32 protein-coding genes are annotated in these 23,926 nt (G+C 69.8%); 16 read left to right on the top strand and 16 right to left on the bottom strand.

Translation table 11 applies throughout. The features are described 5' to 3' along the window. Nucleotides 1-639: 639 nt before the first annotated feature. The 5 genes from ABD333_RS38705 to ABD333_RS38685 form a co-directional block, all read right to left on the bottom strand. Nucleotides 640-975 carry a DUF2795 domain-containing protein gene (locus tag ABD333_RS38705; protein WP_344547583.1) on the bottom strand — a complete coding sequence of 112 codons (336 nt, stop codon included), beginning with the start codon at nt 973-975 and terminating at the stop codon, nt 640-642. A 292-nt stretch (nt 976-1,267) separates the two neighbouring features. Next, on the bottom strand, nt 1,268-2,077 hold the full coding sequence (locus ABD333_RS38700; RefSeq protein WP_344547582.1) for a VOC family protein: 810 nt from the start codon (nt 2,075-2,077) through the stop codon (nt 1,268-1,270). 170 nt (nt 2,078-2,247) lie between these two features. After that, nucleotides 2,248-3,186, bottom strand: a complete 939-nt coding sequence (gene sigJ, locus ABD333_RS38695) for an RNA polymerase sigma factor SigJ (protein ID WP_344547581.1) — start codon at nt 3,184-3,186, stop codon at nt 2,248-2,250. A gap of 130 nt (nt 3,187-3,316) precedes the next feature. Next, entirely contained in the window at nt 3,317-4,240 is a 924-nt protein-coding gene (locus ABD333_RS38690; RefSeq protein ID WP_344547580.1) for an RNA polymerase sigma-70 factor, read from the bottom strand. Between the two features lie 9 nt (nt 4,241-4,249). Continuing rightward, on the bottom strand, nt 4,250-5,629 hold the full coding sequence (locus ABD333_RS38685) for an NAD(P)/FAD-dependent oxidoreductase (protein WP_344547579.1): 1,380 nt from the start codon (nt 5,627-5,629) through the stop codon (nt 4,250-4,252). Nucleotides 5,630-5,818: 189 nt separating this feature from the next. Here ABD333_RS38685 and ABD333_RS38680 point away from each other — a divergent pair, with 189 nt between their 5' ends. Both ABD333_RS38680 and ABD333_RS38675 read left to right on the top strand, forming a co-directional pair. Further along, complete coding sequence (locus ABD333_RS38680) at nt 5,819-6,244, top strand: hypothetical protein (protein ID WP_344547578.1); 426 nt, start codon at nt 5,819-5,821, stop codon at nt 6,242-6,244. A 103-nt stretch (nt 6,245-6,347) separates the two neighbouring features. Next, nucleotides 6,348-6,584 (top strand): hypothetical protein, encoded by a 237-nt coding sequence (locus ABD333_RS38675; protein WP_344547577.1) that lies wholly within the window; start codon nt 6,348-6,350, stop codon nt 6,582-6,584. 106 nt (nt 6,585-6,690) lie between these two features. On the opposite strand, the gene ABD333_RS38670 is transcribed toward ABD333_RS38675, so the two are convergent. Both ABD333_RS38670 and ABD333_RS38665 read right to left on the bottom strand, forming a co-directional pair. Next, complete coding sequence (locus ABD333_RS38670; RefSeq protein WP_344547576.1) at nt 6,691-7,068, bottom strand: hypothetical protein; 378 nt, start codon at nt 7,066-7,068, stop codon at nt 6,691-6,693. Further along, the gene (locus ABD333_RS38665; protein ID WP_344547575.1) at nt 7,065-7,574 is read right to left on the bottom strand and encodes a hypothetical protein; all 510 of its coding nucleotides are present in this window, start codon (nt 7,572-7,574) and stop codon (nt 7,065-7,067) included. Before ABD333_RS38665 ends, ABD333_RS38670 begins: the two co-directional genes overlap by 4 nt. A 128-nt stretch (nt 7,575-7,702) precedes the next feature. On the opposite strand from ABD333_RS38665, the gene ABD333_RS38660 reads away from it, so the two are divergent. The 4 genes from ABD333_RS38660 (at nt 7,703) to ABD333_RS38645 (ending at nt 9,468) form a co-directional block, all read left to right on the top strand. After that, a complete protein-coding gene (locus tag ABD333_RS38660) occupies nt 7,703-7,861 on the top strand; it encodes a hypothetical protein (RefSeq protein ID WP_344547574.1) in 159 nt (52 codons plus the stop codon). A 336-nt stretch (nt 7,862-8,197) separates the two neighbouring features. Then, on the top strand, nt 8,198-8,659 hold the full coding sequence (locus tag ABD333_RS38655; protein WP_344547573.1) for an SRPBCC domain-containing protein: 462 nt from the start codon (nt 8,198-8,200) through the stop codon (nt 8,657-8,659). After that, on the top strand, nt 8,656-9,012 hold the full coding sequence (locus ABD333_RS38650) for an ArsR/SmtB family transcription factor (RefSeq protein ID WP_344547572.1): 357 nt from the start codon (nt 8,656-8,658) through the stop codon (nt 9,010-9,012). The genes ABD333_RS38655 and ABD333_RS38650 overlap by 4 nt, the downstream gene beginning before the upstream one ends. Nucleotides 9,013-9,024: 12 nt before the next feature. Next, nucleotides 9,025-9,468: an SRPBCC family protein gene (locus tag ABD333_RS38645; protein WP_344547571.1), complete on the top strand. Its 444-nt coding sequence runs from the start codon at nt 9,025-9,027 to the stop codon at nt 9,466-9,468. Nucleotides 9,469-9,863: 395 nt separating this feature from the next. Here ABD333_RS38645 and ABD333_RS38640 read toward each other — a convergent pair whose 3' ends face one another. Further along, nucleotides 9,864-10,541, bottom strand: a complete 678-nt coding sequence (locus ABD333_RS38640; RefSeq protein ID WP_344547570.1) for a winged helix-turn-helix transcriptional regulator — start codon at nt 10,539-10,541, stop codon at nt 9,864-9,866. A 127-nt stretch (nt 10,542-10,668) separates the two neighbouring features. Here ABD333_RS38640 and ABD333_RS38635 point away from each other — a divergent pair, with 127 nt between their 5' ends. Both ABD333_RS38635 and ABD333_RS38630 read left to right on the top strand, forming a co-directional pair. Beyond that, nucleotides 10,669-12,144, top strand: a complete 1,476-nt coding sequence (locus ABD333_RS38635) for an MFS transporter (protein WP_344547569.1) — start codon at nt 10,669-10,671, stop codon at nt 12,142-12,144. Between the two features lie 31 nt (nt 12,145-12,175). Further along, nucleotides 12,176-12,508: a hypothetical protein gene (locus ABD333_RS38630; RefSeq protein WP_344547568.1), complete on the top strand. Its 333-nt coding sequence runs from the start codon at nt 12,176-12,178 to the stop codon at nt 12,506-12,508. A 41-nt stretch (nt 12,509-12,549) separates the two neighbouring features. Here the strand turns inward: ABD333_RS38630 and ABD333_RS38625 are convergent, their stop codons facing one another. From ABD333_RS38625 to ABD333_RS38615, 3 genes are all read right to left on the bottom strand, one after another. Continuing rightward, the gene (locus ABD333_RS38625) at nt 12,550-12,756 is read right to left on the bottom strand and encodes a hypothetical protein (protein WP_344547567.1); all 207 of its coding nucleotides are present in this window, start codon (nt 12,754-12,756) and stop codon (nt 12,550-12,552) included. Nucleotides 12,757-12,875: 119 nt separating this feature from the next. After that, nucleotides 12,876-13,874 carry a trypsin-like serine peptidase gene (locus ABD333_RS38620; RefSeq protein WP_344547566.1) on the bottom strand — a complete coding sequence of 333 codons (999 nt, stop codon included), beginning with the start codon at nt 13,872-13,874 and terminating at the stop codon, nt 12,876-12,878. Between the two features lie 482 nt (nt 13,875-14,356). Next, the gene (locus ABD333_RS38615; protein WP_344547565.1) at nt 14,357-14,731 is read right to left on the bottom strand and encodes an Imm1 family immunity protein; all 375 of its coding nucleotides are present in this window, start codon (nt 14,729-14,731) and stop codon (nt 14,357-14,359) included. A 128-nt stretch (nt 14,732-14,859) separates the two neighbouring features. Between ABD333_RS38615 and ABD333_RS38610 the strand changes: the two genes are divergently transcribed. The 3 genes from ABD333_RS38610 to ABD333_RS38600 all read left to right on the top strand — a co-directional run bounded on the left by ABD333_RS38610 (nt 14,860) and on the right by ABD333_RS38600 (nt 16,150). After that, complete coding sequence (locus ABD333_RS38610; protein WP_344547564.1) at nt 14,860-15,339, top strand: hypothetical protein; 480 nt, start codon at nt 14,860-14,862, stop codon at nt 15,337-15,339. 40 nt (nt 15,340-15,379) lie between these two features. Further along, nucleotides 15,380-15,850, top strand: a complete 471-nt coding sequence (locus ABD333_RS38605; RefSeq protein ID WP_344547563.1) for a hypothetical protein — start codon at nt 15,380-15,382, stop codon at nt 15,848-15,850. Nucleotides 15,851-16,006: 156 nt separating this feature from the next. Further along, nucleotides 16,007-16,150 carry a hypothetical protein gene (locus tag ABD333_RS38600; RefSeq protein WP_344547562.1) on the top strand — a complete coding sequence of 48 codons (144 nt, stop codon included), beginning with the start codon at nt 16,007-16,009 and terminating at the stop codon, nt 16,148-16,150. 9 nt (nt 16,151-16,159) lie between these two features. Here the strand turns inward: ABD333_RS38600 and ABD333_RS38595 are convergent, their stop codons facing one another. Both ABD333_RS38595 and ABD333_RS38590 read right to left on the bottom strand, forming a co-directional pair. After that, a complete protein-coding gene (locus tag ABD333_RS38595; RefSeq protein ID WP_344547561.1) occupies nt 16,160-17,173 on the bottom strand; it encodes a UbiA family prenyltransferase in 1,014 nt (337 codons plus the stop codon). Continuing rightward, entirely contained in the window at nt 17,170-17,358 is a 189-nt protein-coding gene (locus tag ABD333_RS38590; protein ID WP_344547560.1) for a hypothetical protein, read from the bottom strand. The genes ABD333_RS38595 and ABD333_RS38590 overlap by 4 nt, the downstream gene beginning before the upstream one ends. A gap of 173 nt (nt 17,359-17,531) precedes the next feature. On the opposite strand from ABD333_RS38590, the gene ABD333_RS38585 reads away from it, so the two are divergent. The 3 genes from ABD333_RS38585 to ABD333_RS38575 are packed head-to-tail and all read left to right on the top strand — an operon-like array spanning nt 17,532 to nt 18,861. After that, nucleotides 17,532-17,870, top strand: a complete 339-nt coding sequence (locus ABD333_RS38585; RefSeq protein ID WP_344547559.1) for an ArsR/SmtB family transcription factor — start codon at nt 17,532-17,534, stop codon at nt 17,868-17,870. Further along, on the top strand, nt 17,867-18,343 hold the full coding sequence (locus ABD333_RS38580) for an SRPBCC domain-containing protein (RefSeq protein ID WP_344547558.1): 477 nt from the start codon (nt 17,867-17,869) through the stop codon (nt 18,341-18,343). The genes ABD333_RS38585 and ABD333_RS38580 overlap by 4 nt, the downstream gene beginning before the upstream one ends. After that, nucleotides 18,340-18,861: a dihydrofolate reductase family protein gene (locus ABD333_RS38575; RefSeq protein ID WP_344547557.1), complete on the top strand. Its 522-nt coding sequence runs from the start codon at nt 18,340-18,342 to the stop codon at nt 18,859-18,861. Before ABD333_RS38580 ends, ABD333_RS38575 begins: the two co-directional genes overlap by 4 nt. Before the next feature lie 57 nt (nt 18,862-18,918). Here ABD333_RS38575 and ABD333_RS38570 read toward each other — a convergent pair whose 3' ends face one another. From ABD333_RS38570 to ABD333_RS38560, 3 genes are all read right to left on the bottom strand, one after another. Further along, entirely contained in the window at nt 18,919-19,413 is a 495-nt protein-coding gene (locus ABD333_RS38570; RefSeq protein WP_344547556.1) for a carboxymuconolactone decarboxylase family protein, read from the bottom strand. A gap of 92 nt (nt 19,414-19,505) precedes the next feature. Further along, on the bottom strand, nt 19,506-20,987 hold the full coding sequence (locus ABD333_RS38565; RefSeq protein WP_344547555.1) for an MFS transporter: 1,482 nt from the start codon (nt 20,985-20,987) through the stop codon (nt 19,506-19,508). A 46-nt stretch (nt 20,988-21,033) separates the two neighbouring features. Then, nucleotides 21,034-22,176 carry a serine hydrolase domain-containing protein gene (locus ABD333_RS38560; RefSeq protein ID WP_344547554.1) on the bottom strand — a complete coding sequence of 381 codons (1,143 nt, stop codon included), beginning with the start codon at nt 22,174-22,176 and terminating at the stop codon, nt 21,034-21,036. A 144-nt stretch (nt 22,177-22,320) separates the two neighbouring features. Here ABD333_RS38560 and sigJ (ABD333_RS38555) point away from each other — a divergent pair, with 144 nt between their 5' ends. Both sigJ (ABD333_RS38555) and ABD333_RS38550 read left to right on the top strand, forming a co-directional pair. Continuing rightward, a complete protein-coding gene (gene sigJ / locus ABD333_RS38555) occupies nt 22,321-23,199 on the top strand; it encodes an RNA polymerase sigma factor SigJ (RefSeq protein WP_344547553.1) in 879 nt (292 codons plus the stop codon). A 281-nt stretch (nt 23,200-23,480) separates the two neighbouring features. After that, entirely contained in the window at nt 23,481-23,705 is a 225-nt protein-coding gene (locus ABD333_RS38550; RefSeq protein ID WP_344547552.1) for a hypothetical protein, read from the top strand. The last annotated feature ends 221 nt before the right edge of the window (nt 23,706-23,926 follow it).

Genomic DNA, 23,926 nt, shown 5'->3' with positions numbered 1-23,926 from the left:
CCCGACGACGCGTCCTGACGCACGCGCGGCTCCACGGTATGCGCGATCTCCAGGGGTACTCTGCTTTTACGTACTCGCCGAGATTTGGCATCCGCTCTGGTTGAGCGACCGCGGTCGGCCAGAGAGGGGTCAGAGGCCGGCGCCGGTCAGGCTCCAGCCAAGAGCCCGGGCCGGTCCCTCGTATTTCCCGTCGCAAGGGATACAGGGAGGTGCCAGATGAGCAAACGGCGCAAGCGAGTTGGCTCGTCGCCATCGGACGCCTGGCAGTGCGGGAGTTTCCTGCTGAATCTGGCCAGGCTCGTGCTCGAGGTGTTCCGGTGGTCTAACAGCGGAGGCCCCAGGATCTGACCAATGGAGTTTGGCAGATACCCAGGGCCCCGGTGGAGCTCCGCATCCGGCCAGTCCTCCACGACCGCGGATGCGGGGCTCCTTCTTGGTTCACCGCGAAATGCGACTGCTCACCGCATGCTCACGCCATTGCCGCCGCACAGCCACAAAGGTGCGTGCGTGCCCGGCCGTGGCACTCACATAGGTTGCCATGGAGATGGCGATCGTGTCCTCGTACGCGCCGGGGCATGTCGGCTTGGGCATTGGTCACTCGATCCGGCGCCTTTACATTGTAGATTTTTAAGCGGGCCGTCACCAGGGTCCGCCGCGGTCGATGTCGCGGTTCAGCTCCTGCTGCACCGGAGGCTCGTCCGCCTCCCGCATGTGCTCGGCCAGGCCCGCCTTGTTGTGGTGCCGCCGCTGCTCCGACCGTTCGGCTTCGCTGCGGTCGGGATCAGGGTCCAGGGGAACGGACCGCTGCACCTCCTTGACCGAGTCGTACTCGCCCAAGGGCAGCGCCGACAGCGCTCGCTCGGTCTCGGTGTCCGCACCATGTCGCCGGGCATGCTCGACGATCTGGTCCTTGTCGGCGGGGAACGCCAGATCACCCAGCACGTTCTTGATCTGGTCGGTGCTCTTGGCCCTCATCTGCGGTCCTTCCTGCGATCGGCCGCCAATGTGGGCTCGGCCGCGTCCTGCCGGCGCCTTTCCGCCACCAAGGCGGACACATTTGGCGGAATGGACTGGCCCTGCGACGGCAGTCCCTGCCCTGACGTCCCCCGCTCCGGGACACCGGAACCGCCAGGAAGCGGAGCTTTTCCATAAAAGCCCCTGAAGCCAAGAGACAATAAAGCTCTGCCCGCATTATCCCATCAGAACGCGCAGCGAAAGGCGAAAGCCCGACCCGATCAAGGGCCGGGTTCCGGTTTCGGCGGAGCGGTCAGGGGCGCTTTCTGGCTTCGGCGCGGTGGGCCGGGTCCGGGGTGAGGACGGCGACCCGGGCGCCGGTGGGATCGGTCATCATCGCGTACCGGCCGGGCTCGACATCGGTCGGCGGGACCCGGATCTTGGCGCCGAGTTCGGCGGCGCGCGCGGCCGTCGCGTCGCAGTCCTCGACCCAGAAGTAGGGGATCCAGTGGGCCGGGTAGTTGGGCGGCCACAGCTCGTCCATGAGCACCATGCCCGCCACCGACCAGGCGCCGACCTTGAAGTCGGAGTAGACGGAGTTGTGGTAGTCGCGGCGCACCGCTCGCCAGCCGAAGACCTCGCCGTAGAAGCGGATGGCCTGCTCGGTGTCGCGGCACGCCAGCTCGACCCAGCACATCGCCGAGGGCTCGTCCATGACGCCGGCGCCCTGCAGATTCTGGGGCAGCCAGAGCCCGAAGTCGGCGCCCTGGGGGTCCGCGCACAGCGCCATCTCTCCGAGGTCGGCGACCCGGGTGAGCGGCAGCAGTTCCTGACCGCCCTGGGCCTCGGCGGCGTCGACGGTGGCCTGGAGGTCGTCGGTCCGGAAGTAGCACGACCAGGACGGACGTTGGGCGTCGTCGGCCAGGGTCTGCATTCCGGCCACCTCGGGTCCCTGAATCCCGCCCAAGGTGAACATCTCGTAGTCGCCCTTTTCAGGGACGGTCAGCGTGTAGGAATACCAGTCGAACAACGCGCAATAGAAGTCCTTGGACGCCTCGGCGTCCGGGGTGGCGAGCTCGGCCCAGGACGGCCATCCCGGGGGATATCCGGTTACCTCGGGCATCGGCTGTCCTTCAAAGAGCGCATACCCACCAGGCTATGGACGGCCGCGCAATCACAACCAACGAAGCAGTGACGCAGCCGGTCAACAGCGTCTAAAGCCTCGCCATGCGCCCTACGCCCTCCTGCGCCCTGCGCCCTGCGGCATGCGCCCTGCGGCATGCGCCATGCGGCCTACGACGTCGTCCAGGGCCGGAGCTTGTCCGGGTTCCGTACGGCCCAGATCTGCTTGATCCGGTCGCTCGCCACGTCGAACGCCATCACGGCCACGTTCTCGCCGTGCGACAGGGCCACCAGTCCCGGCTGGCCGTTGACCGTACGTTCGGTGATCGCGAGGCCGGGCACCAGGCCGGCCAGCTCGACGAAGTAGCGCGCGATCCGCTCAGCGCCCTCGACGGGACGCGGCGCGGCGCTGACGAGACCGCCGCCGTCGCCGGTCGCCGTGGCGCCGGGGTCCAGGAGGCCGATGAGGGCGTCCACGTCCTTGGCCTCCCACGCCCGCTTGAACTCCCGGACGAGCTCGGCGTGCCGGGCCGCCGGGGTCACCGGCCCCTGCGCCGCGCGGATGCGGCGGCGGGCCGAGGTCGCCAGCTGGCGGCACGCCGCCGGTGTACGGCCGACGATCTCGGCCACTTCGGCGAACGGGTAACGGAAGACGTCGTGCAGGACGAACGCCACCCGTTCGGCCGGGGTCATCGATTCGAGCACGACGAGGAACGCCATGTTGACCGACTCGTCCAGGGTGACCCGGTCGGCCGGATCGACCGAGCCGTCGCCCGGCCGGCCGCCGACCAACTCCGTACGATCGGGCACCGGCTCGGGAAGCCACTGGCCCACGTACCTCTCGCGCCAGGCCCGGGCCGAGCGCAGCAGATCGAGGCAGATGCGGCCGGCCACCTTCGTCAGCCAGGCGCCGGGGACCTCGATGGCCTCCTGCTGCCGCGGCGACATCGCGTACCAGCGGGCGTAGGTCTCCTGGACGACGTCCTCGGCGTCGGCCAGCGACCCCAGGAGCCGGTACGCGAGGTTGATCAGCTGACGCCGCTCGCCCATGATCGCTTGCAGTCCTGGATCGAGCCGGCCGTCTCCCGGCTCGGATCGGGTGCTCATCATGTCGCCGTCCCTTGGTCGCGTCCGCCCTCACCGGTCCGACGGGACACCACACCGAACTGTGAGGTCCCCGCGGAGATTCCCCCGGAGGTCCCCGCGGGGATTCCCTCCGTGGCGGCCGTCATCGCTCACCTCACCCGAGGCCAGGCTCCCCGCCGGTGCCGCCCTGCGCCTGGTCGTCGCGGGGCAGCAGGCCGATGAGCTTGTCGGGGTTGACCTGGAGGCGCACGTTGTGGAGGTGGTCGTCGTCGGCCAGGTCGAAGGTCAGGGCACCGATGGGCTGGTCACCGAGCACCACCAGAACGCTCAGTTCGCCGTTGATGGTGGCGGGCCGCAGGGTGACGCCGGCGGAGACCGGCTTGGCCAGCGTGCCCAGCAACCAGCGCGCCACGTGGTCGGGGCCGTGCAGGGGACGGCGGGCGGCGGTGACCTTGCCGCCGCCGTCGCTCCAGGCGGTGACGTCGGGGGCCAGGAGCCGCATGACCTCGTTGAGGTCACCGCCCGAGCACGCCGCGATGAACCGGGCGGTGACGCTTTCGCGCTGGCCGGGGTCGGCGTCGTAGCGGGGGCGGCGGGCCTGCACGTGCGCCCGGGCGCGGCGGGCGATCTGCCGGACGGCGGACTCGCGCCGGTCGAGGATCTCGGCGATCTCGGCGTGGGTGTAGCCGAAGACCTCCCGCAGCACGAAGACGGCGCGTTCGACGGGACCGAGGGTTTCCAGCACGACCAGCATGGCGGTGGAGACGGTGTCGGCCATCTCGGTCTCCTCGGCGGCGTCGGGTGAGGTCAGCAGCGGCTCGGGCAGCCACGGGCCGACATAGGTCTCGCGGGTGGCGCGGGCCGAGGTGAGCCGGTTGAGAGCCAGGTTGGTGACCGTGCGCACCAGGTAGGCCCGGGGGTTCTCGACCCCGCTGCGGTCGGCGGAGTTCCAGGTCAGCCACGCGTCCTGGAGAACGTCCTCCGCGTCGGCGACACTGCCCAGCATGCGGTAGGCGGTGGCGAACAGCAGCCGCCGGTGTTCCAGGTAGGGGTCCGATCCGGACGTTTGGGTGACCATCGGGGCATCCTAGGCAGGCGAGCCGTTTCGCGTCCGCGCGGCGTCGTCACGGCGCGTCCGCGCGGCGTCGTCACGGCGCGTCCGCGCGGCGTCGTCACGGCGCGTGCGCGCGGCGTCGTCACGGCGCGTGCGCGCGGCGTCGTCACGGCGCGTGCGCGCGGCGTCGTCGTGGCGCGTGCGCGCGGCGTCGTCGTGGCGCGTGCGCGCGGCGCGCTTGGGGAGGGTGACGCGGCCACCCTTGGAGGGGGTGACGCTGATGTTGAAGCGCTTGCTGATCCGGTAGAACTTCAGCGGGCTGCTCGAAACGAACTCCTTGTACAGCACGGCGGCGCGGCCCTTGAGATAGACGCGGCGCGGAGTGTCGTCAGCGTAGGTGAACTGGATGACCGCGTCGCGGCGGCCAAGACTGACCGGCTGGTGGTAGTAGCCGAACCGGAACGGCTTGACGGCGCGGCCGCGCAGCAGGCGAGCGATCGCGTCGCCGGTGTACTGGGCGGTGGGCAGACCGCTCTGGCAGGTGCCGTGGATCTGTCCCCAGGCCATGCGGATCGCGGCGGTGTCACCGATGGCGTGGACGCTGGGGTGCGACACCGACCGCAGGGTCTCGTCCACCAGGATCAGGCCGCGGTCGTCCACCGCGATCCCGGCGTCGGCGGCCAGCGCCGGCACCTTCACGCCCGTGGTCCACAGGCACGCGTCCGAGGCGACGACCTCGCCGCCCTCCAGTTCGACGGCGCCGGGCAGCACCTTGGTCACCCGTACGCCAGTCCGGACCGTGACACCGAGCCTGTCCAGCGCCCGGTAGAGGTAGGCGCGGGCGCGGGTGCCCATCATCGCGCCCGGCTCGGCGTGGCTGATCAGCGTGACGTGCGCGCCGGGGTGGGCCTCGGCGAGCTCGGTCGCGGCCTCGACGCCGGTCAGTCCGCCGCCGCACACGGTGATGGTGCCGCCGGCGGCGGCGACCTCGCGTGCCCGCGCGGCGAGATCGGCGGCGGCTCGCGGGCCGTTGAGGGTGAACGCGTGCACGTCGGCGCCGGGGACCAGGCCGGTGTCGGTCGCGCTGCCGAGCGCGTAGACCAGGGTGTCGTAGTCCAGCCTGGCCGCTCCGCCGTCCAGCACCACGGCCCGGGCGTCGGGGTCGAGAGCGGTCACGGTGCCCTGAACGAAGGTGATGCCGGTCCCGGCGAGCAGGTCGGGGATGTGGTGGTCGGCCAGCCGGTGACCGGCGGCGGTCTGGTGCAGCCGCAGCCGTTCGGTGAACCGGTCCGAGGCGTTGACCAGCGTGATCCGCACGCCGGCCCGCCGGGTGCGGTGGGCCAGCCGGATCGCCGCCAGCATGCCGGTGTAACCGCCGCCCAGGACGACGACGCGGTGTCCGTTGGTGTTCATCGTTTCTCACTCCCACGGTCGGTGCGGCCCTCTGTGGTGGCCGGTGACGTCCATGGGACAAACGACCCGCCCCGCACGTGACACCTCGCCAATGTGAGCTGGGTCACAGGTGCATATCCGGCGTTCGGCACTCCTCGCCACCCTTCTCAGCTCGCAACATCACGGTGCGTGAAGGTGTAGGTTCGCTCTGTGCTTCCCGCGTCGAACCCAGCGGACGTGTTCCACGAAGACCGCGAGACCGCTGAGCTCGCCGCGACGGCCGGCGAGATGCTGAACGTCCTCGATCACCCGCCGCCGGGCGCCAGCCCCGCCGTACTGGCGCTTCGCTGGCAACGCGCGGCGCACGGTTGCCGGGAGCTGGCCAACCGCGAGATCCTGCGCGACACCGGCACCGACACCGCGGCGGCCGAACGCCGTCGCCGGCTCGCCGAGCTGGCGGTACGGCTCGCCGTCAACGCCGAGTGGGCCGCCGTCGTCTGCCGCACGCACACCGCGCCTCTGAACGCCCTCGGCGCCGACGCCGCCGAGGCCTGGACCGCCGCCCGCGGCGTTCTCCATCAGACCGTGACCGGCGTTCTGTCGCTGCTGCCCAGCGCGCACGACACCAGGTCCTGAGACCGCGCCCGTTCGCTCGCCCACGCGCCGCGTCCGTGGCGTTATGGGCAGGAGTCTGGGGGTAGGGCAGCGGCAAGCCAGGATCACACGGAAAGGAAGAACAATGGATCCGGCACGTCAGGAGACCGGTGCCACCACGGGAACCCAGGACAAGGACTACAACCTGATCTGGTTCGTCGAGCAGTGCCTGAGCAACGTGCTGCGCCTGGAGAACTACATCGCCGACGCCACCCGTACCGGCGACGCCGAACTGGCGGACTTCTTCCGCCGCGCCCAGGGCGAGAGCCGGAAGGGCGCCGAGCAGGGCAAGGAACTCCTGCGCAAGCGGCTGAGCGGCTGACGGTCCCCAGGCCGGGCACACCGGCCCGGGCTGACCATGACGGCCCCATGCGAAGTGCCCGCCCTGCGTGGGGAGAGAACGCACGGCGGGCACCTCTGGGGGTTGGTCAGCACTGGCGCAGGTCTCCGTACGCGTTGAGGCCCCCGCCCCACAGCCACGCGTAACCCTTCCAGCCATACTTGATCTTCACCCAGTCCGTGCGGGTCCGGCCCCAGGCCGTGATCTGCGCCCCGTCGGGGATCTGGCACTCGGCGCTGGCCTGGACACCCGGTTGCAGCGTGCCGATGACCCTGCCGGCCGGGACGCCGGTGCCGCCGGGATCCTCACGTATGTTGAGGAACGGGCGGGCCCAGTCGCCGACCGTGACCCTGTCGAACCGCGCCTGCCCGGCCATCCCCGCGGCGGGAGCGGCCACGACGGCCGACGCGGTCAGCACCCCGATCACGGTGGCGCAGGCGGCGAACGTGACGTGACGGCGCCTCACCGGCGCACCTCCTTGTTGTCGCGCTTCTTCTCTTCACAGTCCGCGTCGGACCTGCCGGCCCGCGGACAGCAGGGCCGGGCGGGCTCATGCTCCACAAGCCCGCCGTCCCACACCCACGAGGGCGAGGAGCGGTCGAGCTTGACCCAGGTCGAGCTCTTGCGCCCCCAGACGTGGAGTTCGGCGCCGTCGTAGATCTGGCAGACGGCGTTCTCCGAATGCGGATAACGGATCGCGCCGATCACGTCCCCCGGCTGACCGCCCGGCCAGCCCGGATGGGACCGGACCCTCAGGTGGGGGTTCGCCCAGGCTCCGGCCTGGACGCGCACCAGCCAGCGAGGCGCGGTGGCGACGCCGATTACCACGCGATCGACGGCCACCTGCCTCGGCGCGCGATCGACGGATCGTTCCGGCACCGTCGGTGCCGCTTGAGCCGCCTGCGCGGCGGCGACGGTCGTTGTGGCGAGCAGCCCTGCGACGGCGAACGAGGTTGCGCGCACTCTTCGCATCACGTTCCTCACTCTCTGCTTTGACAGCAATACAGAGTGTGAGAGTTGCCTGGTGGAGGCGGTATCCGGGAAAACCCCTACTTCACCTGCCGTCCCACGTAGGCGCGGTTCTCACGTTCCGTGACCACGTGGCAATTCTCGTCCGCCTGGCGGGCCAGGCGCCGACGGTCGACCGGCTGACGGCGATCGTCGCGGAGCGGTGGGCAGGGCTGCCGCGGCTGCGGTTGTCGGTGGAGCACCGGTTCGGCCGAGCGCCGCGCTGGCGGTGGGGAACGCCCTCGACCTGAGCGAACACGTCTCCGCTGTGTCGGCCGGCGACGGCACCGGCGAGAAGGCACTGCTGGGAACGGTGAGCGGCCTTCTCAGCCGGCGAATCGTGGCCGGACTGCCGCCTTGGCGGCTCGACATGGTGTCGGGCTATGCCCAAGACGAGTTCGCTGTTCGCCGAAGAACTGGAGAAAGAGTTCCACGTCTTGGCGGACCTGCACTGACGAACCGCTCTGGACGCGCCGCGTTCGGCGGAGGTGACGCACGTCCCGCCGCCGTGACGCAACCAAAGGTTGCACTTTCGCGAACGCTCGGATAGCGTGACGTGCAACCAATGGTTGCAGAAGGTGGCGAGCATGGACTACGGAACGATCGAACGAGAGATCCACATCGACGCCTCACCCGAGGTCGTCTTCGACGTGGTGAGCAGCCCCGAGCATCTGCGCGAGTGGTGGCCGGACGAGGCGGAGTTCCCGGTCGTACCCGGGGGAGAGGGACGGATCGGCTTCGGCGACCTCTCCAAGGGCGGCACGTGGATGCGGTTCACGGTCGTCGACGCCGCACCGCCGCGTCTCTTCTCCTTCCGGTGGACCCACCAGGAGGGGGAGACCGCCGCCCCGGGCAACTCCAACCTGGTCGTCTTCGAGCTCGAACCCTCCGGGACCGGGACGCTGCTGCGGATGACCGAGAGCGGCTTCCGCGAGCGCGGCTGGGACGAGGCGAAGATCGCCGCCGAGCACGCCGCGCACGCCACGGGCTGGGACTACTACCTGCCGCGGCTGCCGGCGTACGCGGCGAAGGTCGGAGCGCGCGCATGAGCGTGATGGTCGACGACGACCTTTGGTCGGCGGTCGGCGACCCGACCCGGCGCCGGATGCTCGACCTCCTCCTGAACGAGGGCAGCGGAACGGCGACCAGCCTCAGCGAGCACCTGCCCGTGACCCGGCAGGCGGTCGCCAAGCACCTGCTCGTCCTCGACAGGGCCGGCCTGGTGCACGCCAGCACCGAGGGCCGCGAGAAGCAGTTCCGCGTCGACCAGGCGCAGCTCGCGCGCGCCGTCGCCCAGCTCGCCGAGGTCGGCGCCGCCTGGGACAACCGGCTGCGGCGCATCAAGCGCATCGCCGAGACGATCCAGCGCGACACGGACACCCAGACCAGGAAGAAGCAGTAGAGGAGCTCCGACATGGCAGACATCCTTCACCGCATCGGCGTCGAGCAGTCCTCGCCGCAGAAGGTGTACGACGCGCTCACCACCCTGGACGGCCTGTCCGGCTGGTGGGCCGAGAAGACGACGGGAAACCCCGACCTGGGCGGCGTGATCGCGTTCCAGTTCGCGGCGGGAGCCTTCGACATGAAGGTCACCGAACTCGACCCCGGACGGCTCGTTCGCTGGGAGGTCGTGGCCGGACCGCCGGAATGGGTCGGCACCACCGTGCACTGGGACCTCCGCCAGGAGGGCGACTCCGCGATCGTGCTGTTCAAACACGAGGGCTGGCGCGAGCAGGTCGAGTTCATGAACCACTGCAGCACAAAATGGGCCACCTTCCTGATGAGCCTCAAGCAGCTCCTCGAAACCGGACAGGGCGCCCCAGACCCGCTCGACGTACGAATCAGCGACTGGCACTGACCCACCAAACCCCTGCCCACCGCCCGCGAGCACCGACACTCGCGGCCGGTGGGCATTCTGACGACGGCCTGCCGGCCCGCAATGCACGGCCCGCAGTGCACGCGCCGCTGTGCGTGGCCCGCACCGCACGGCCCGCAGTGCGCGGGTCGCAGTGCGCGGGTCGCACCGCACGGCCCGCACCGCACGGCCCGCAGTGCACGGCCCGCAGTGCACGGCCCGCAGTGCACGGCCCGCAGTGCACGGCCCGCAGTGCGCGGGCCGCTGTGCACGGCCGCTGTGCACGGCCGCTGTGCGCGGGCCGCTGTGGGCGAGCGGCGGTGGGCGGTCTGGCTGTGGGGCGGACGGCGGTGGCTTTGTTTAGGGCGTTGTGTCTGGGCGGGCGGCGGTGGCTTTGTTTAGGGCGTTGTGTCTGGGCGGGCGGCGGTGGGAGGTAGGGGGAAGAGGGCGAAGAACCGTTCGGCGGTCGCCGGGTCGCCTTCGAGGGTGAGGTCGCCGGTCTTTTGGGTGTCCGTCAGGGTTCGGTCGCCCCAGATGAGGGCGCTCAACGTCGCGGAGTCGGTTGTGATGGTCAGGTCGGCAGGGGAGTTGGGACCGCGGGTCACCTCGAAGGTTTTGCCCGAGACGTCCAGGTTGTAGACGTCGTCGCCGAGGTGCAGGCTCAGGCGGGCGACGAGGGCCTCGGCGGCGTGCGGGTTGAAGAGTGTCCGGAGGGCCAGGAGGAGGGAGTCGGTGCTCATCTCGGCCTCCGGGTCCAGGAACGGTGAGCGCGAGCCCCAGCGGGCGAGTGCGATGATCACGGGCTCGAGTTCCCGGCCCCATTCGGTGAGCTCGTAGACGCGGGACGCGGCGGGCGGGGGGAGTGTGCGCCGCCGTACGACTCCCGCTTCCTCCAGCTCGCGCAACCGCTGCGACAGCACGTTCGGGCTGGCGCCCGGCAGGCCCGTCCGCAGGTCGGTGAAGCGTTTGGCGCCGAGCAGCAGCTCCCGGGCGATCGGCAGTGCCCAGCGTTCCCCCACCAGGTCCAACGCATGCGACGTGGCGCACCCGTCGGCGTACTTGCGCTTGCCCGTCATGGACTCAGGATACCTCCGGCGATACAAGAAGACTCCTAAGTGGTTGTTTTTTAGGATTAAGTGGTTGTAGTTTCCAACTACTGTCGTCGGAGCGGCCTGGGCGAGTGTCCGGGGTGAGGAGTGTCGGATGATCCGCGAACCTGACGGAATCGGCCCGGATCCACGGCGATGGAAGGCGCTGGCGTTGCTGGGGACGGCCTTCTTCATGGTCATCCTCGACTCGACGATCGTTCTGACCGCGATCCCCTCGATGCAGCAGGAGTTGCGCCTGTCGGTGGCGGGCGTGCAGTGGGTCCTCATCGGCTACGCGCTGACCTTCGGCGGCCTGATGTTGCTGGGCGGACGGATGGCGGATCTGCTGGGACGGCGTCGCGTCTTCATGGTGGGCGTGGTGCTCTTCGCGCTGTCGTCGTTGGCGTGCGGGCTCGCCTGGAGCGGCGGGGCCCTGATCGTGTCCCGTGCGATCCAGGGCGTCTCGGCCGCGTTGATGGCCCCGACGGCGCTGTCCATCGTGATGTCCGCGTTCGAGGAAGGGCCGGAACGCAACAAGGCCCTCGGGATCTGGGGCGGGCTCGGCGGCGTCGGCGCCACGGCCGGGCTGCTGGTCGGCGGAGTGATCACCGCTGGGCTCGGCTGGGAGTGGATCTTCTTCATCAACGTGCCGGTCGCGGCCGTGCTGCTGGCGCTGAGCCCGGTGGTGCTCAGCGAGAGCCGGGCGCGCTTCGCGATCCGCACCTTCGACGCCGCGGGCGCGATCACGATCACTGGGGCGCTGCTACTGCTCGTTTACGCGGTGTTCAGGGCGCCGGAGACCGGGTGGACGAGCCTTCAGACCGGCGGCTCATTCCTGGGGGCGGCCGTTCTCGTCGCGCTCTTCGTCTTTGTCGAGGGCCGGTCGGCGGTGCCGCTCGTACCGCTGCGTGTCTTCCGTATGCGCGCGCTAGTGAGCGGCAACCTCACCATCTTCGCCGTAGGGCTCGCCGTGGACGGGGTGCTCTTCCCTCTCACCCTGTACGCGCAGGACGTCCTGGACTACTCGGCACTGGAGTTCGGCCTCATGAGCGCCGTCATGACCGTCATGTCCATCGCCGGCGCCATGGCCGGGCAGAGCCTGGTGACGAGGCTGGGGCTGCGGGCGGTCGCCGTTCCCAGCGTGCTTCTCATGGCCGTGGGCTGCCTCCTGCTCGTCGGGGTGTCAGCGGACGGCGGCTTCGTCACGGACCTGCTGCCCGGCCTGCTGGTCTTCGGCCCGGGACTGGGCGGCGCGTTCGTCGCCTCGCAGATCGCGGCCCTCACCGGCGTCGCGGAGGAGGAGTCGGGCCTGGCCTCCGGGCTGGTGGACACCTCGTTCAACATCGGCAGCGCGTTCGGCATCTCGATCGTCACGATGGTCGCCGTTTCCCGCACCGACGAACTCCTGGCAGGGGGCCGACAGGTGCCACCAGGCGTCGCCCTGACCGAGGGCTATCAATCCGCCTTCTGGGCCACCGTGGTCTTCGCCGGGCTAGGCGTGCTCGCCGCGCTCTTCCTGCACGGTAAGCCCGGGTCGGACGAGCCTGCGCTCACTAGGCCGGACGCCGAGCCCGTCCTCAGCCAGGACTGACCCACGTACACGACGAGCCTTGGAGGAATTCATGAACGAGACCATCGTCATCCGTTACGAAACGCATCCGGACGCTGCGGACGAGAACCAGCGCCTAATCGAGGACGTCTTCGCCGAGCTGCAGACCGGCAACCCGGACGGTTTGCGGTACGCCTCGTTCCGCCTCGCTGACGGTGTGAGCTTCATGCACATCGCTGTCGTGGAGGGAACGGAGAATCCCTTGTTCTCGATACCGGCGTTCCAGCGGTTCACCAGGACCATCGGCGAGCGCCTGAGCCGTTCGCCTGTCCAGCAGGACGCCACCCTGATCGGCTCCTATCGCTTCCCGCAAGCCAGGCCGTCCGTTGCCGAGGGTCGCGACTGACTCTGGGAGGGCGGTGACGCATGCCGCGTGCCGGATTGTCGTCAGTCGTCTGTCGGCATGGGGGCGGGTTCGGCGTCCTGCGTGCGTTCGGGGGTCCAGTAGTCGGGTGCGTCCTCGGGGAGGACGTCGCTGCTCGTGCTGGCCGGGTCGGGTGACGGGGGAGGAGGCGGCGGCGAGGTGCTCGCCGGCCGTGCGACCGTGGCCACGGCGATGGCGGCCATGAACGTGAGAACGGGGCGGCGCATCATGCGTGGCTCCTCCTGGTCGTCGTTTTGCGGGCGGGCACGGGCGGGCCTGCCTGCCGGCCGCCGTCACGCGGCGGGCGGGTCTGCCGGGCCACCGTAACGCGGTGGCCCGGCAGGGTCGGTCAGGTCACGCCGCCCTGGGCGTCGAACATGGTCTTGACCGCGTCATCGAAGTAGGGACTGCGGTTCCAGCCGGTGTTGGTGATGGTGCTCTGGACTCCGTTGGAGTAGCCGAGTCCCGTCGCGTCGTTGAACTCCCGCAGCCAGGGTCCGCCGCTGGAGCCGCCGCCGAAGTTGCAGTTGATCTCGATCCGCCCGTCGGCGATGCCGCGGGTGGTGCCCTGACACCACATCTGGATCTCGCCGCTGTTGTGGTTGCTCGGGTAGCCGAGGACCGTGACGGCGACGTTGCGCGGCCAGTTCCACTGGAAGCCGTTGCCGCCGACGGCGTTGACGAGCTTCTGGCCGTTGAGCGGCCAGGTGGTGACCATGCCGACGTCGCGGCGGAAGTCGCTGCTGTTCATCCAGGCGTTGAACGTGCGGAACTGCTTGGCGGCGTAGGTGCCGAAGGGCCGCGCGCCGTTGCGGTACCGGGGGACGAACGTCCAGTTCTGCATCCAGCCGCCGCCCGCGCCCTCGTGGACGCAGTGCCCGGCGGTGATCACCAGTTGCTTGGACGCGCTGTTGAGCGCGGCGGCCGAGCACATCCAGTTGCCGCCGCTGGGCTTGCTGAAGAACACCTTCCCGACGGTGGCGGTCTCGGTGAGCATGAGCGCCTTGGCCTTGTCGCCTCCGGCGAGCTTCAGCGCACCGGCCTTGATCGCGGCCTTGTTGACCCCCGCCGCGGGCGCGTACGACCCCGCCTTGCCCGCGCGAGGTGCGGACGATGCGGTGACCGAGGCGGAACGATCAGCGCGCGGCGTCACCAGCCTGGCCGAACGCATGCGCTCGGCGGTCCAGTACTTGCGCACCTTCTCCGCCGCCGCCTGGGTGTCCATCCGGCTGCCGTCGCTGAGCCTGGCGACGGCGGTGGTGGTGGCAGTGCCTGCGGAGGGACCCGGAGCCGCCTGTGCGGTCGTGGTTCCCATCCCGGCGATCGCCAGAATGGAAGCCGCGGCCACCGGTACGAGTGTTCGACGTATACGTCGCATGACACTCCCATAATTTGTGGAAGTCACATTGACTCCTCGGAACTCTCCGGAGTCAACCTGATGCCGGTCGCGGCTCGCCATGCTTTTTTGGTGGCCTCAGACGGCCATTAGACGCACCAGCCCGGAATGGCGTTGTGAAAGTGCGCTCACGCTGCGTTGACTACTGTACGTGCTGGCCAGTGGCGGTCACGGTGCGCTCTGTGACCGGAAGCGGACTGTCAGGAACCTCCTGGCCACGCGGTCGATATGCGATGGGACGCACGTTGAAACTTCTATTGACATGGAGGGTTATCGATTTTGTGAATTAGCTGACTATGACGAGACGCACAACGTTCGTTCGATGTTTGTCATGCGTCGATAGAGGGGCGGGCGCTACAGAAGTACGACAGTTTGTCGAGTGACCGGTGTCCCTGTCAGAGGGGGATCGCCGGGCTCGCGGGCTCGCGGCGCGGCTAGCGGTCGGTCGTCCAGGCCGCGTCCGCCGGCGGGGTGCCGTGGGCAACGATGTGGCGGACGATCTGGAGGGCCAGGGGGAGCGGCACCGTGTCCTGGTCGGGGTATTCGTCGTCCTGTCCGTTGCTCAGCACGAAGCCGCCGCTGGAGCCCTCCGCCGCCGGATCGGTCGCGTGCTCCCCGGGATCCCCTTCGTGATCGAGCAGCATCACCATGGCCCGCTCCGCGTTGGTCACGACGGCGAGCAGCCGGCCGGACGAACTGGTCAGCCATGACTCGTACCGTTCACCGGCGATCCTGGCGCGCAGTTCGCCGACCACCGCGTCGGCGGTCAGCGGCTCGGTGGCGTCGTCGAACGTCCAGGTCTCGGCCATCGGCCTGGTTCCTTTCTGCGGGATGGGCCCCCGGGCGGGCAGGTTGAGGCCCTTCGGCCCTAGTTCACTTTTGCGTCGCCGCAATAACTTGCCATGCGTTCTTTCCGTTCCAAAGAAAAGGGGCCAGAGTGAAGAAACCTGCCATGGCCGCAGCCGCCGCCGTCACGGGATTGGCGGTCGCCGGAAGCACCTGGGGCCTGACCGCCATGGAGCAGAAAAAGACTCCGGCCCGAAGCGTCGCGGCCGCTTCCTCCGGGGGGCAGACCTCGGCTCTCGCGACGAAGGACATCAAGCTCACCTACCGGAAGACACTGAAGCGCGTTGCGAGCGGCCGGGGAAAGATCGAGCACAGGATCACCACTCAGCGCGTCCGGGTCACCGGGTTCGTCCATGACCTCAGCTGCAAGGACGGAAAGTCGTTCACCCGCATCACCATCGCCCAGCGCGGCGAGGACCGTGACGTGGACCTCGGCGCCGTCTGCGGGAAGAAGGCGTACTTCAAGAAGGACGTGCGATGGGGTGGCTTCGCCGCGGTGACCGGCGTCTATGTGCGGGTGTGCTCGACCACTAAGTGCACCGGCAAGAGCACCCTTCACATCGCCCGATAACCGTTCCCCCGAAAGGTCACGTTCCATGAACAGGAAGACTTTGATCGCCGCTCCGATCGCGGCGCTGGCGCTCGGCGCCGGGGCCGCCGTCCCGCTTTTGAGCGACACCGGACCGGCACAGAAGACCATCGCCAAGACCGCATCGGCCGGCGCCCCGATGGCGGCCCCAGCCGCCCAGACCAAGGCCAAGGCCCGCAGTTACTCGTATCAGAAGACGCTCAAGGGTCAGGGAACCAGCCGGGGACGGGTCACCCTTGCCAATGGCTTCATCAAAATCATGGGCACCCACACCGACAACAGCTGCCGTAATGGGTGGTCGTACACCAAGGTGACCATTTCCCGGGTCGGGCCGGACAGGCGGCCGCACAAACTGGGACTCACCTGCGGCAGAACCCGGGAGGTCAAGTTCTCCCACATGTTCCAGGGCCCCGAGACCGGCCTTTACATCCAGGTCTGCACCCGCCATGACGAGAAATGCACGACCAAGAACACCTGGAAGCGCCCCGACTGACGAAGAGCCAACCGAGCTACGAGACGCGGTCGCCGACCTCAAAGTGCAGGTGGAGTCCGCAACCGCACGGGCCATGCTGCGACGCTCGCGATACGCACGGTGGGTGTAGAGCAGGCGGTGCACAGGGTGGACGCGGAGGAGGCGGCCAGGAGCGCAGTGCAAGCGGCTGAGGCCGCGGCGAACGCGGCGAACGCCGCAGACACCATCGCGGCCGTGGCGAACGCTGTGGACACGGCGGCACGCGCGGCGGACATAGCGGCGTGGACGTTCACGTTGTGCCGTTCCAGCGCGCCGCTGTAGGAGTCCGGATCAGTCGGCGGCGCGGGTGCTGTGCTGGCGGCGGACATCGGGGAGGCGGCGGGTGGGCGGGCCATGCCGGACCATCGAGATGGCCTGGCTGGCGACCATGAACGCCAAGGCCGCCATGACGGCGTGGTAGCCGGACGTAGACCAGTGGGCGTTGAGCAGGGACAGGTGTGCGAGGAGCACCAGAACCAAGCCGCGGCCGATGATGGCGGTGGCGGAGATGAGCGCCTCTTCTTGTCGCGGTGTCGCTGGGCGGACCAGAGCTCGCAGTAGCCACAGAGTGCCGGCGACTCCGGCGACGTTCGCGGCTGCCAAGGCCGGTGTCGGCTGTCGTACGGCGGCCAGCGCGAGGAGCGTTCCGGCGACCCAGCAAGCCGCGCTGATGGCGCAGGTCCACGCGCGGCCGTGGCGTACCAGGAACGTGCGTTTGCCGAACAGCGCGTCACCGCGGACGTCGCGGAAGTCCTTCAGCAGGATCCGGCCGATGAACCCGACGTACAGTCCGGTGAGCAACAGCAGGTCCTCGGTGCGAACGCTGGAAGACACGGCGAGGACGCCCAGCAGGTAGGGAACGGCGACGTAGCAGGCCGGTAGCACGAGCGAGGCCACGGCGCCGCGGTCCGCCAGGCGTACCGGCCGCAGCGAATAGCCCGCGCTCACGGTCAACCCGGCGCATGTGACCGCCACCGCCGGCGTGCCGATCGTGGCGGCGGCGGCCAGCGCGACCGTGGCGCACACCAGGGCCACGGCGATCATCTGACGGCGGTCGGCCGCGCCCGTCACCAGCGGCCGGCGCCGGTCGCCGGGGAGGTTGACCCGGTCGATGGCCTCGTCGGCCAGGTCGTTGCAGGCCACCGAGAACAGCACGAAGCCGAGGACGACGAGGAGGATCCGGACCACGTCGAGGTGGCCGCCGTCATGCCCGGCCTGCGCGAGACCGACGGCGGCGAACATCGCCACGATCACCACGACGGCGGGGCGGGCCAGCAGGATCATCAGCCGCAGACGAGTGATCATTTGTTGCTTCCCCAGGAGCTCAGAGCGGCATGGGCGACGATGAGCACGGCGAGCACCGTCAGGCCGCCCATCGCGAGCAGCGCGGCGACGACGATGAGCGGGACGCCGATCCACCACTTCGCTGAGCGAGGGGCTGGAACGGGCGGGGGCCGCTGGTCGTCCGGTGGCAGGGACCCATCGTTCATCGGACCGCCTCCGATCCTGGCGTCAGCCGGATGTTCGGATTCCCCGAGTGTGACCTGCGGCGCGTGGGCGGTCCATGAGTACGCCTACTCAACCTGAGTGAGTAGCAACCGCCACTTGGTCCAACGATACTTAGCCCTTGCGCTAACTATTGCGATGACCGATACTTAGCCGCATGGCACAGTATTCGGCGCACCTGGACGGGGTGTTCGTCGCGCTCGCCGATCCGACCCGGCGCGCCGTCGTCCGGCGGCTCGGTCACGGGCCCGCCAGCGTCGGCGACCTCGCCCGCGAGTTCCCGATGACGCTTCCCTCGTTCATGAAGCACGTGCGCACGCTCGAATCCAGCGGGCTCATCCGCACGGTCAAGTCCGGCCGGGTGCGCACGTGCGTGCTCAACCGCGAGCGGCTCTCGCTCGTCGACGACTGGCTCGCCGAACAGCGCCGGATCTGGGAAGAGCGCACCGACCGCCTCGAACAGTTCGTCACCGACCCGGAGGAGAACAGCCAGTGAATCCCGACCTCGACCTCGGCCTGGCGCGGATCATCCGCGCGCCGCGCGCGACCGTGTGGGACGCCTGGACCGACCCGTCCCGGCTCGAACAGTGGTGGGTCCCGGCTCCGTCCCGCTGCCGGGTCGAGCGCCTGGACCTGCGGCCCGGCGGGGCGTTCGTGACGCGGCTGAGCGACGACGGCGCCGCGTTCGTCCCGCACCTGGACGCGTGCTTCCTCGCCGTCGACGAACTCGAGCGGATCGTGTTCACCAACGCGATCGACAGCGCCTGGCGTCCCGCGCGGCCCGTCCCGGTCCCGATGACCGCCACGATCACACTGGAGGACCATCCGGACGGCACGGACTATCGGGTGGTCGTCCGGCACGGCGACCCCGAGGCGCGCGCCCATCACGCCGAGCTCGGCTTCGCCGAGGGCTGGGGTACGGTCGCCGGTCAGCTTGCCGCTCTCACCGAGGCCATGGCCACGCGATGAAGATCGCCCTCACCGAGTTCGTCACGCTCGACGGGGTCAGCCAGGGGCCCGGCTCGCCCGACGAGGACACCAGCGGCGGCTTCGCGCGCGGCGGCTGGCTCGTGCCCCACCTCGACGTGACGTTCGTCCGGCGCGTCTCCGGCTGGCTCGGCCTCGCCGACGGCCTGCTGCTCGGCCGGCGCACCTACGAGGCGTTCGCGCGTGACTGGCCGGAGATCACCGACCCGGTCCAGACGGTCGCGGGGCTCAAGGCACGACCGGGACGAGAACTCCAGATCCACGGCAGTGCCCGCCTGGGCGACGCGCTCCTGGCGGCGGGCCTGATCGACACGTTCCGCCTTGTGGTCGCGCCCACGGTGCTACGCACCGGCCGGCGCCTGCTGGCAGGCGCGGGCGTCCCGTCCGGCCTCCGCCTAACCCACCACGAGGCGACGCCGAACGGCCTGCTGCTTCTCCAATACGAAACAGCAGGCGAAGCACTCCAAGCCGAATACAAGGGGGTTACCGCCTTCGTCTAGGCGAACGACAGCTCCCGGGTGAGGCTGTTGCGGCCTCACCCGGGAGCGGGCGGAGTGTCAGGCGTTCCTCCACTGCTCCGTCGGGGCCACCCCGGGCAGCGGCCTGCCGATGAGCGCTAGCGGAATGAAGAAGCTGACCTGGCCGATCGCGAGGGTGAGCGTGGCCAGTGCCTTGTCGTCGTAGTGCTCGGCCGCCTGGGCGTACAGCTGATCGGGAACGCGTTCGCCATGGGGGTTGGGGGTGAGCACGGCCTCCACCAGGGCCAGCGCGGCGCGTTCGGCCTCGGTGAAGTAGGGCGCGTCCTGCCAGGACGCCACGGCGGTGATGCGCTCGTCGGTCTCTCCGGCCTTGCGCAGGTTGCCGGTGTGCAGAACGGTCAGGTAGGTGTTGCCGACGATCTGCCCGGCGCGCAACTGGACGAGGCTGATGGTCTTCTGCGGGACCGAACCGTTCCCGATGGCCTTGAACAGCGCGCCGCCGATCTCAGCCAGCTCGGGGATGAGCGTGGCGGGGTTGGGCAGCCGCGACTGGAGCTCGTTCTGCGTGGTCATGGTCGGGTTTCCTTCCGTGTTTATGTTGTGCCACTGCAATGACGGGTGGCGTGGGATCGATGTGACCGGTGGCCGGTGTGAATCTCGGGCATTTACCCCCGCTGTGAAGGCGCGGTCCCCACGTGGTCGGTGCTGGGGGCTTGGTCGCGGGTCGGCGGTTGGGCGGCCGGGCGGGGGCGCAGGAGGGTGACGGCGGCCAGGACGGCGGCCAGGTAGAACGCGCCTGCGCCGAGGAGGCCGGCGGTGTAGCCGTTGGTGAGTGCCTCGCGTGCCGCCGTCGCGGCGGGCTGGTTCTGGGTGGTGGTGACGGCGATGCTGGCCAGGACCGCCAGTCCCAGCGCGCCGCCGATCTGCTGGCTGGTGTTGATGAGCCCGGAGGCGACGCCGGAGTCCTTGGGCGCGACGTTCTGGACGCCGCCGATGGTGGCCGCGACGAAGCCGATGCCCAGGCCGATCCCCGCGACGAGCTGCGCCGGAAGCAAGGTGATCAGGGGGTTCTGGTCGGGGGTGAGCAGGCTGAACCAGACCATCGCGGCGGTGGCCACCGCCATGCCGGTCGCCAGGACGGTCCGCGCGGACGCCCGTGCCTGCAGCCGGGGGCCGACCGCTCCGGAACCGATACCGATGCCGATGGCGAACGGCAGGTACGCCAGGCCGGTGACCATGGGCGCGTAGTCCTTGACCGTTTGCATGTAGAGGGTGAGGAAGTAGAACGTGGCCAGCTGGCCCGCGCCCATCAGCAGCATGACCAGGTTGGCGCCGAGCCTGCCGCGGTCGGCCAGCACGGTGGCCGGGAGCATCGGGTTGCGGACGCCGCGCTGGATGGCGGCGAACGCGATGCCCAGGACCAGCGCGATCGCGCCGAAGGTCAGGGTGAGCGAGTCGGTCAGCCCGTCGGAGCCGGCACGGTTGATCGCGTACACCAGTGAGCCGAGGGCGAGGGTGACGGTGGCCGCGCCGGGCAGGTCGATGCCGCCGCGTTCGCGGGTGCCGGGGACCAGGGCGAACGTGCCGGCCAGCACCAGCAAGGCGATCGGGACGTTGACGAACATGATCCATCGCCAGCCCAGGTACTCCGTGAGCGCGCCGCCCAGCAGCAGGCCGACCACCGATCCCAGGCCGCCCATCGCCCCGTACACCCCCAGCGCCTTGTTGCGCCGCGGCCCGGCGGGGAAGGTGTCGGCCAGCAGGGACAGCGCGGCCGGGGCGATGATCGCGCCGCCCACCCCCTGCAGCACCCGGGCGGCGATCAGCACGCCGCCGCTCTGCGCAACCCCGCCCAGCAGCGAGGCCAGCAGGAACACCACCAGCCCGGCGCGGAACAGCCGGCGCCGGCCGAACACGTCACCGGCCCGGCCGCCGGCCAGCAACAGCCCGCCGAACGCCAGCGCGTAGGAGGTCAGCACCCAGTCGAGATCGGCCTCGGCGATGCCCAGCCCGGTGCCGATGACCGGCAGCCCGACGGTCACGATGGTGCCGTCCATCACGATCAGCAACTGCGCCGCGGCGATCACCAGCAGCGCCAGCTTCGTCTTCCCGCCTGTCTCGGGGCGGGTTCGGGTAGGCGAAGTCATCAAAGTTCTCCTTAAAGGATGTTCGCTAGGACTTGCCGAGCGTTCGCTAGGACGCGGAGGCGGCGCGGTGAACGGCGGCGGCCAGCCGGTCGTGCTCGGGGTAGGACCAGTTGAAGGAGAAGCGGCGGCGGGTGTAGCCGAACGCGATCCCGTAGACCGGGTCGGCGAACGACTCCGCACCGGCCGAGCCGTTGTGGCCGAAGGCGTTCGCACTCAGGAACGGGTAGCGCAGCCCCTTGGCCTGGAACCCCAACGCGTACTGGCCCATCTCGCCGGTGACCAGGTCGCCGCCGGTGGAGTGCAGCATGGCGAACTCGCCCAGCACGTCGGGCTTCAACAGCGGCGCGTCGCCGTCCAGGCCGAAGACCGCCGCCGCGTACATCGCCGCCAGCCCCCGCGCGCTGCCCACGCCACCGGCCGAAGCCTGCCCCAGCGCGCGCACCCGCCGGGTGTTGACGAAGCCGACCTGGTCCAGCGGAGGGGTGGAGTTAAGGCCGTATCCGATCCCGGTGATGCTGTGCGGGCCGGGAACGTTCGCCCAGAACGCCGCCTGCTCCTCCGGGGAGGCCAGCCCCGGCTGGATCTCCCGGTAGCGGCCCTCCTCGGTTTCGGGCAGGCCGAGGTAGATGTCCAGGCCGTAGGGCGCGCGGATGCGCTCCTCGAAGTGGTCCTGCAGCGTACGGCCCGTCACGCGGCGGACCACCTCGCCCACGATCGCGAACGACACGAACCCGCCGTAGCCGTAGGCCGACCCCGGCCGCCAGTACGGCCGCTGCCCGGCCAGCCGCTCGGCGATCACCGCGTCGTCGGCCAGTTCGGCGGCGGTGAGGCCGCCGTCCACGCCGATCACGCCGGAACGGTGCGACAACACCTCCCGCAGGGTGATGCCGGCCTTGCCCGCGGCGGCGAACTCCGGCCAGTGCCGGGCCACGGGCTCGTCCAGCTCCAGCGTTCCGTCCTGCACCAGCAGCGCCGTCACCAGCGTGGCGGCGCCCTTGGTCGCGGAGTAGACGCCGGTCAGGGTGTCACCGCCGATCCGGTCCCCGGCCCACAGGTCGACCACTTTGCGGCCGTGCGCGTACGCCGCCAGCTGCGCCCCGGCCTCGCCGTCCTGCTCGGCCACCACGGCCGCGAACTCCTCGCGCACCGCCTCGAAACCGGCGGCCACGCTCCCGTGTACTTCGCTCATGTCGGTGCTCCGATCATCACGTCGTCGGTTGTGAACGACGGCATGACGAACGGGCCGCCGCGGATGTGACCGGATGCGCGCGGTCACATCGGCGGCCTCCGGTACGTCATGGCAGCGATCACCGACACGACGAAGAGGCGAGACATGAACGAGCGTGACTTTCTGGCAGAGCGGTTCGAGGAGCACCGCACGCACCTGAAGGCGGTCGCCTACCGGATGCTGGGCTCGCTGGCCGAGGCCGACGACGCCGTCCAGGAGGCCTGGCTCAAGCTCGCGCGTTCCGAGAACGGCGACATCGACAACCTCGGCGGCTGGCTGACCACCGTCGTCGGCCGGGTCTGCCTGGACATGCTGCGCTCGCGCCGACTGCGCGGCGAGACGCCGCTGGAGACCCGCCTGCCCGACCCCGTCGTCAGCGACCAGGTCACCGACCCCGAACAGCAGGCGCTGGTCGCCGACTCGGTCGGGCTGGCGCTGCTGGTGGTGCTGGAATCACTCAACCCGGCCGAACGGCTGGCGTTCGTCCTGCACGACATGTTCGGCATGCCGTTCGAGGAGATCGCCCCGATCGTCGACCGCACCCCGGCCGCGGCCCGCAAACTCGCCAGCCGCGCCCGCCGGCGCGTGCAGGGCGCCGCACCCGACCCGGACCCCGACCCGGTGACCCAGCGGCGCGTGGTCGACGCCTTCCTGACCGCCGCCCGCGGCGGCGACCTCGACGGCCTGGTGGCCATCCTCGACCCCGAGGTCGTCCTGCGCGCCGACAGCGGCAAGACGCTCCCCGGCGGCATGAGGGTCATCCGCGGCGCCGAGGCCGTGGCCGGTCAGGCCGCCACCTTCCAGCGCATGGCCACCACCTCGCACACCCACCCCGCGCTGGTCAACGGCACCGCCGGACTGGTCAACACCATCGACGGCCGGCTCATCTCCATCATGAGCTTCACGGTCACCGCCGGCAGGATCGCCGAGATCGACATCCTCTCCGACCCCGACCGCCTGGCGAACTTCGCCCTGGACCGCTGACTTCGTCCATGCACGAAAGGACACCGCCTGTGCAGGAATAGTCAAGGACGCTTTGCGGCGGCCGCGCATACTCAGGGCCGGTAGGGCAACGACAGGCCTCTCTATTGATCACGGCCACGCCGCCGCTCGGACGGTGGGAGCTGACGTTCGCGGCTGAGCCGCCGATCTAGGGGCGGTCCGGGGTTGGTGCGGAGCACATTGACTCAGTCACTCTCTGTACTTGATCGCATACCGTGTGTAATATAGCGCGCACGCACAACCCCCCGAAAGGTGATTTCTCCATGCACAAGCTGCTCCCCCTGGCCGCAGTCGTTCCCGCGGCCCTCATCGCCATGGCCGCTCCCGCACAGGCCGACATCGCACACAACCCCGTCACGCACGGCGTCGCCCTCGCCGCCGAGCCGGGTCCGGGCGCCACCGACGAGACGGCCGGGGTCGTCGGCGTCCAGCCCGACGTCCAGCCGAAGGCCGAGATCGCCCCGTCGGTCGGTGGATCCGGTCGCTAGCTGATCAGGCGTGGCCGCGGGGCCGTAGGTGCGCGGACGGCCCCGCGGCCGCTTGCCTGACCAGGGCACTCTTAGGGCGCCATTCCCGAGGGCCGCCCACGTGAAAGAGCGCTGCGGCGGTCGGAATACGCCGTCAAGATGTATTAAATGATCATGTTGTGGGTGTTGACCGGGTTAGAGATCATTTGTGGTGATGGTGGAGGTCCGGGGCGGGCGGCCTT

The organism is Actinomadura fulvescens, from assembly GCF_039533225.1.
In the GTDB taxonomy this organism is placed as follows: Bacteria; Actinomycetota; Actinomycetes; order Streptosporangiales; family Streptosporangiaceae; genus Spirillospora; species Spirillospora fulvescens.
Note: the sequence above shows the minus strand (reverse complement) of the source record. Positions and strands in the feature narration are given on the sequence as shown.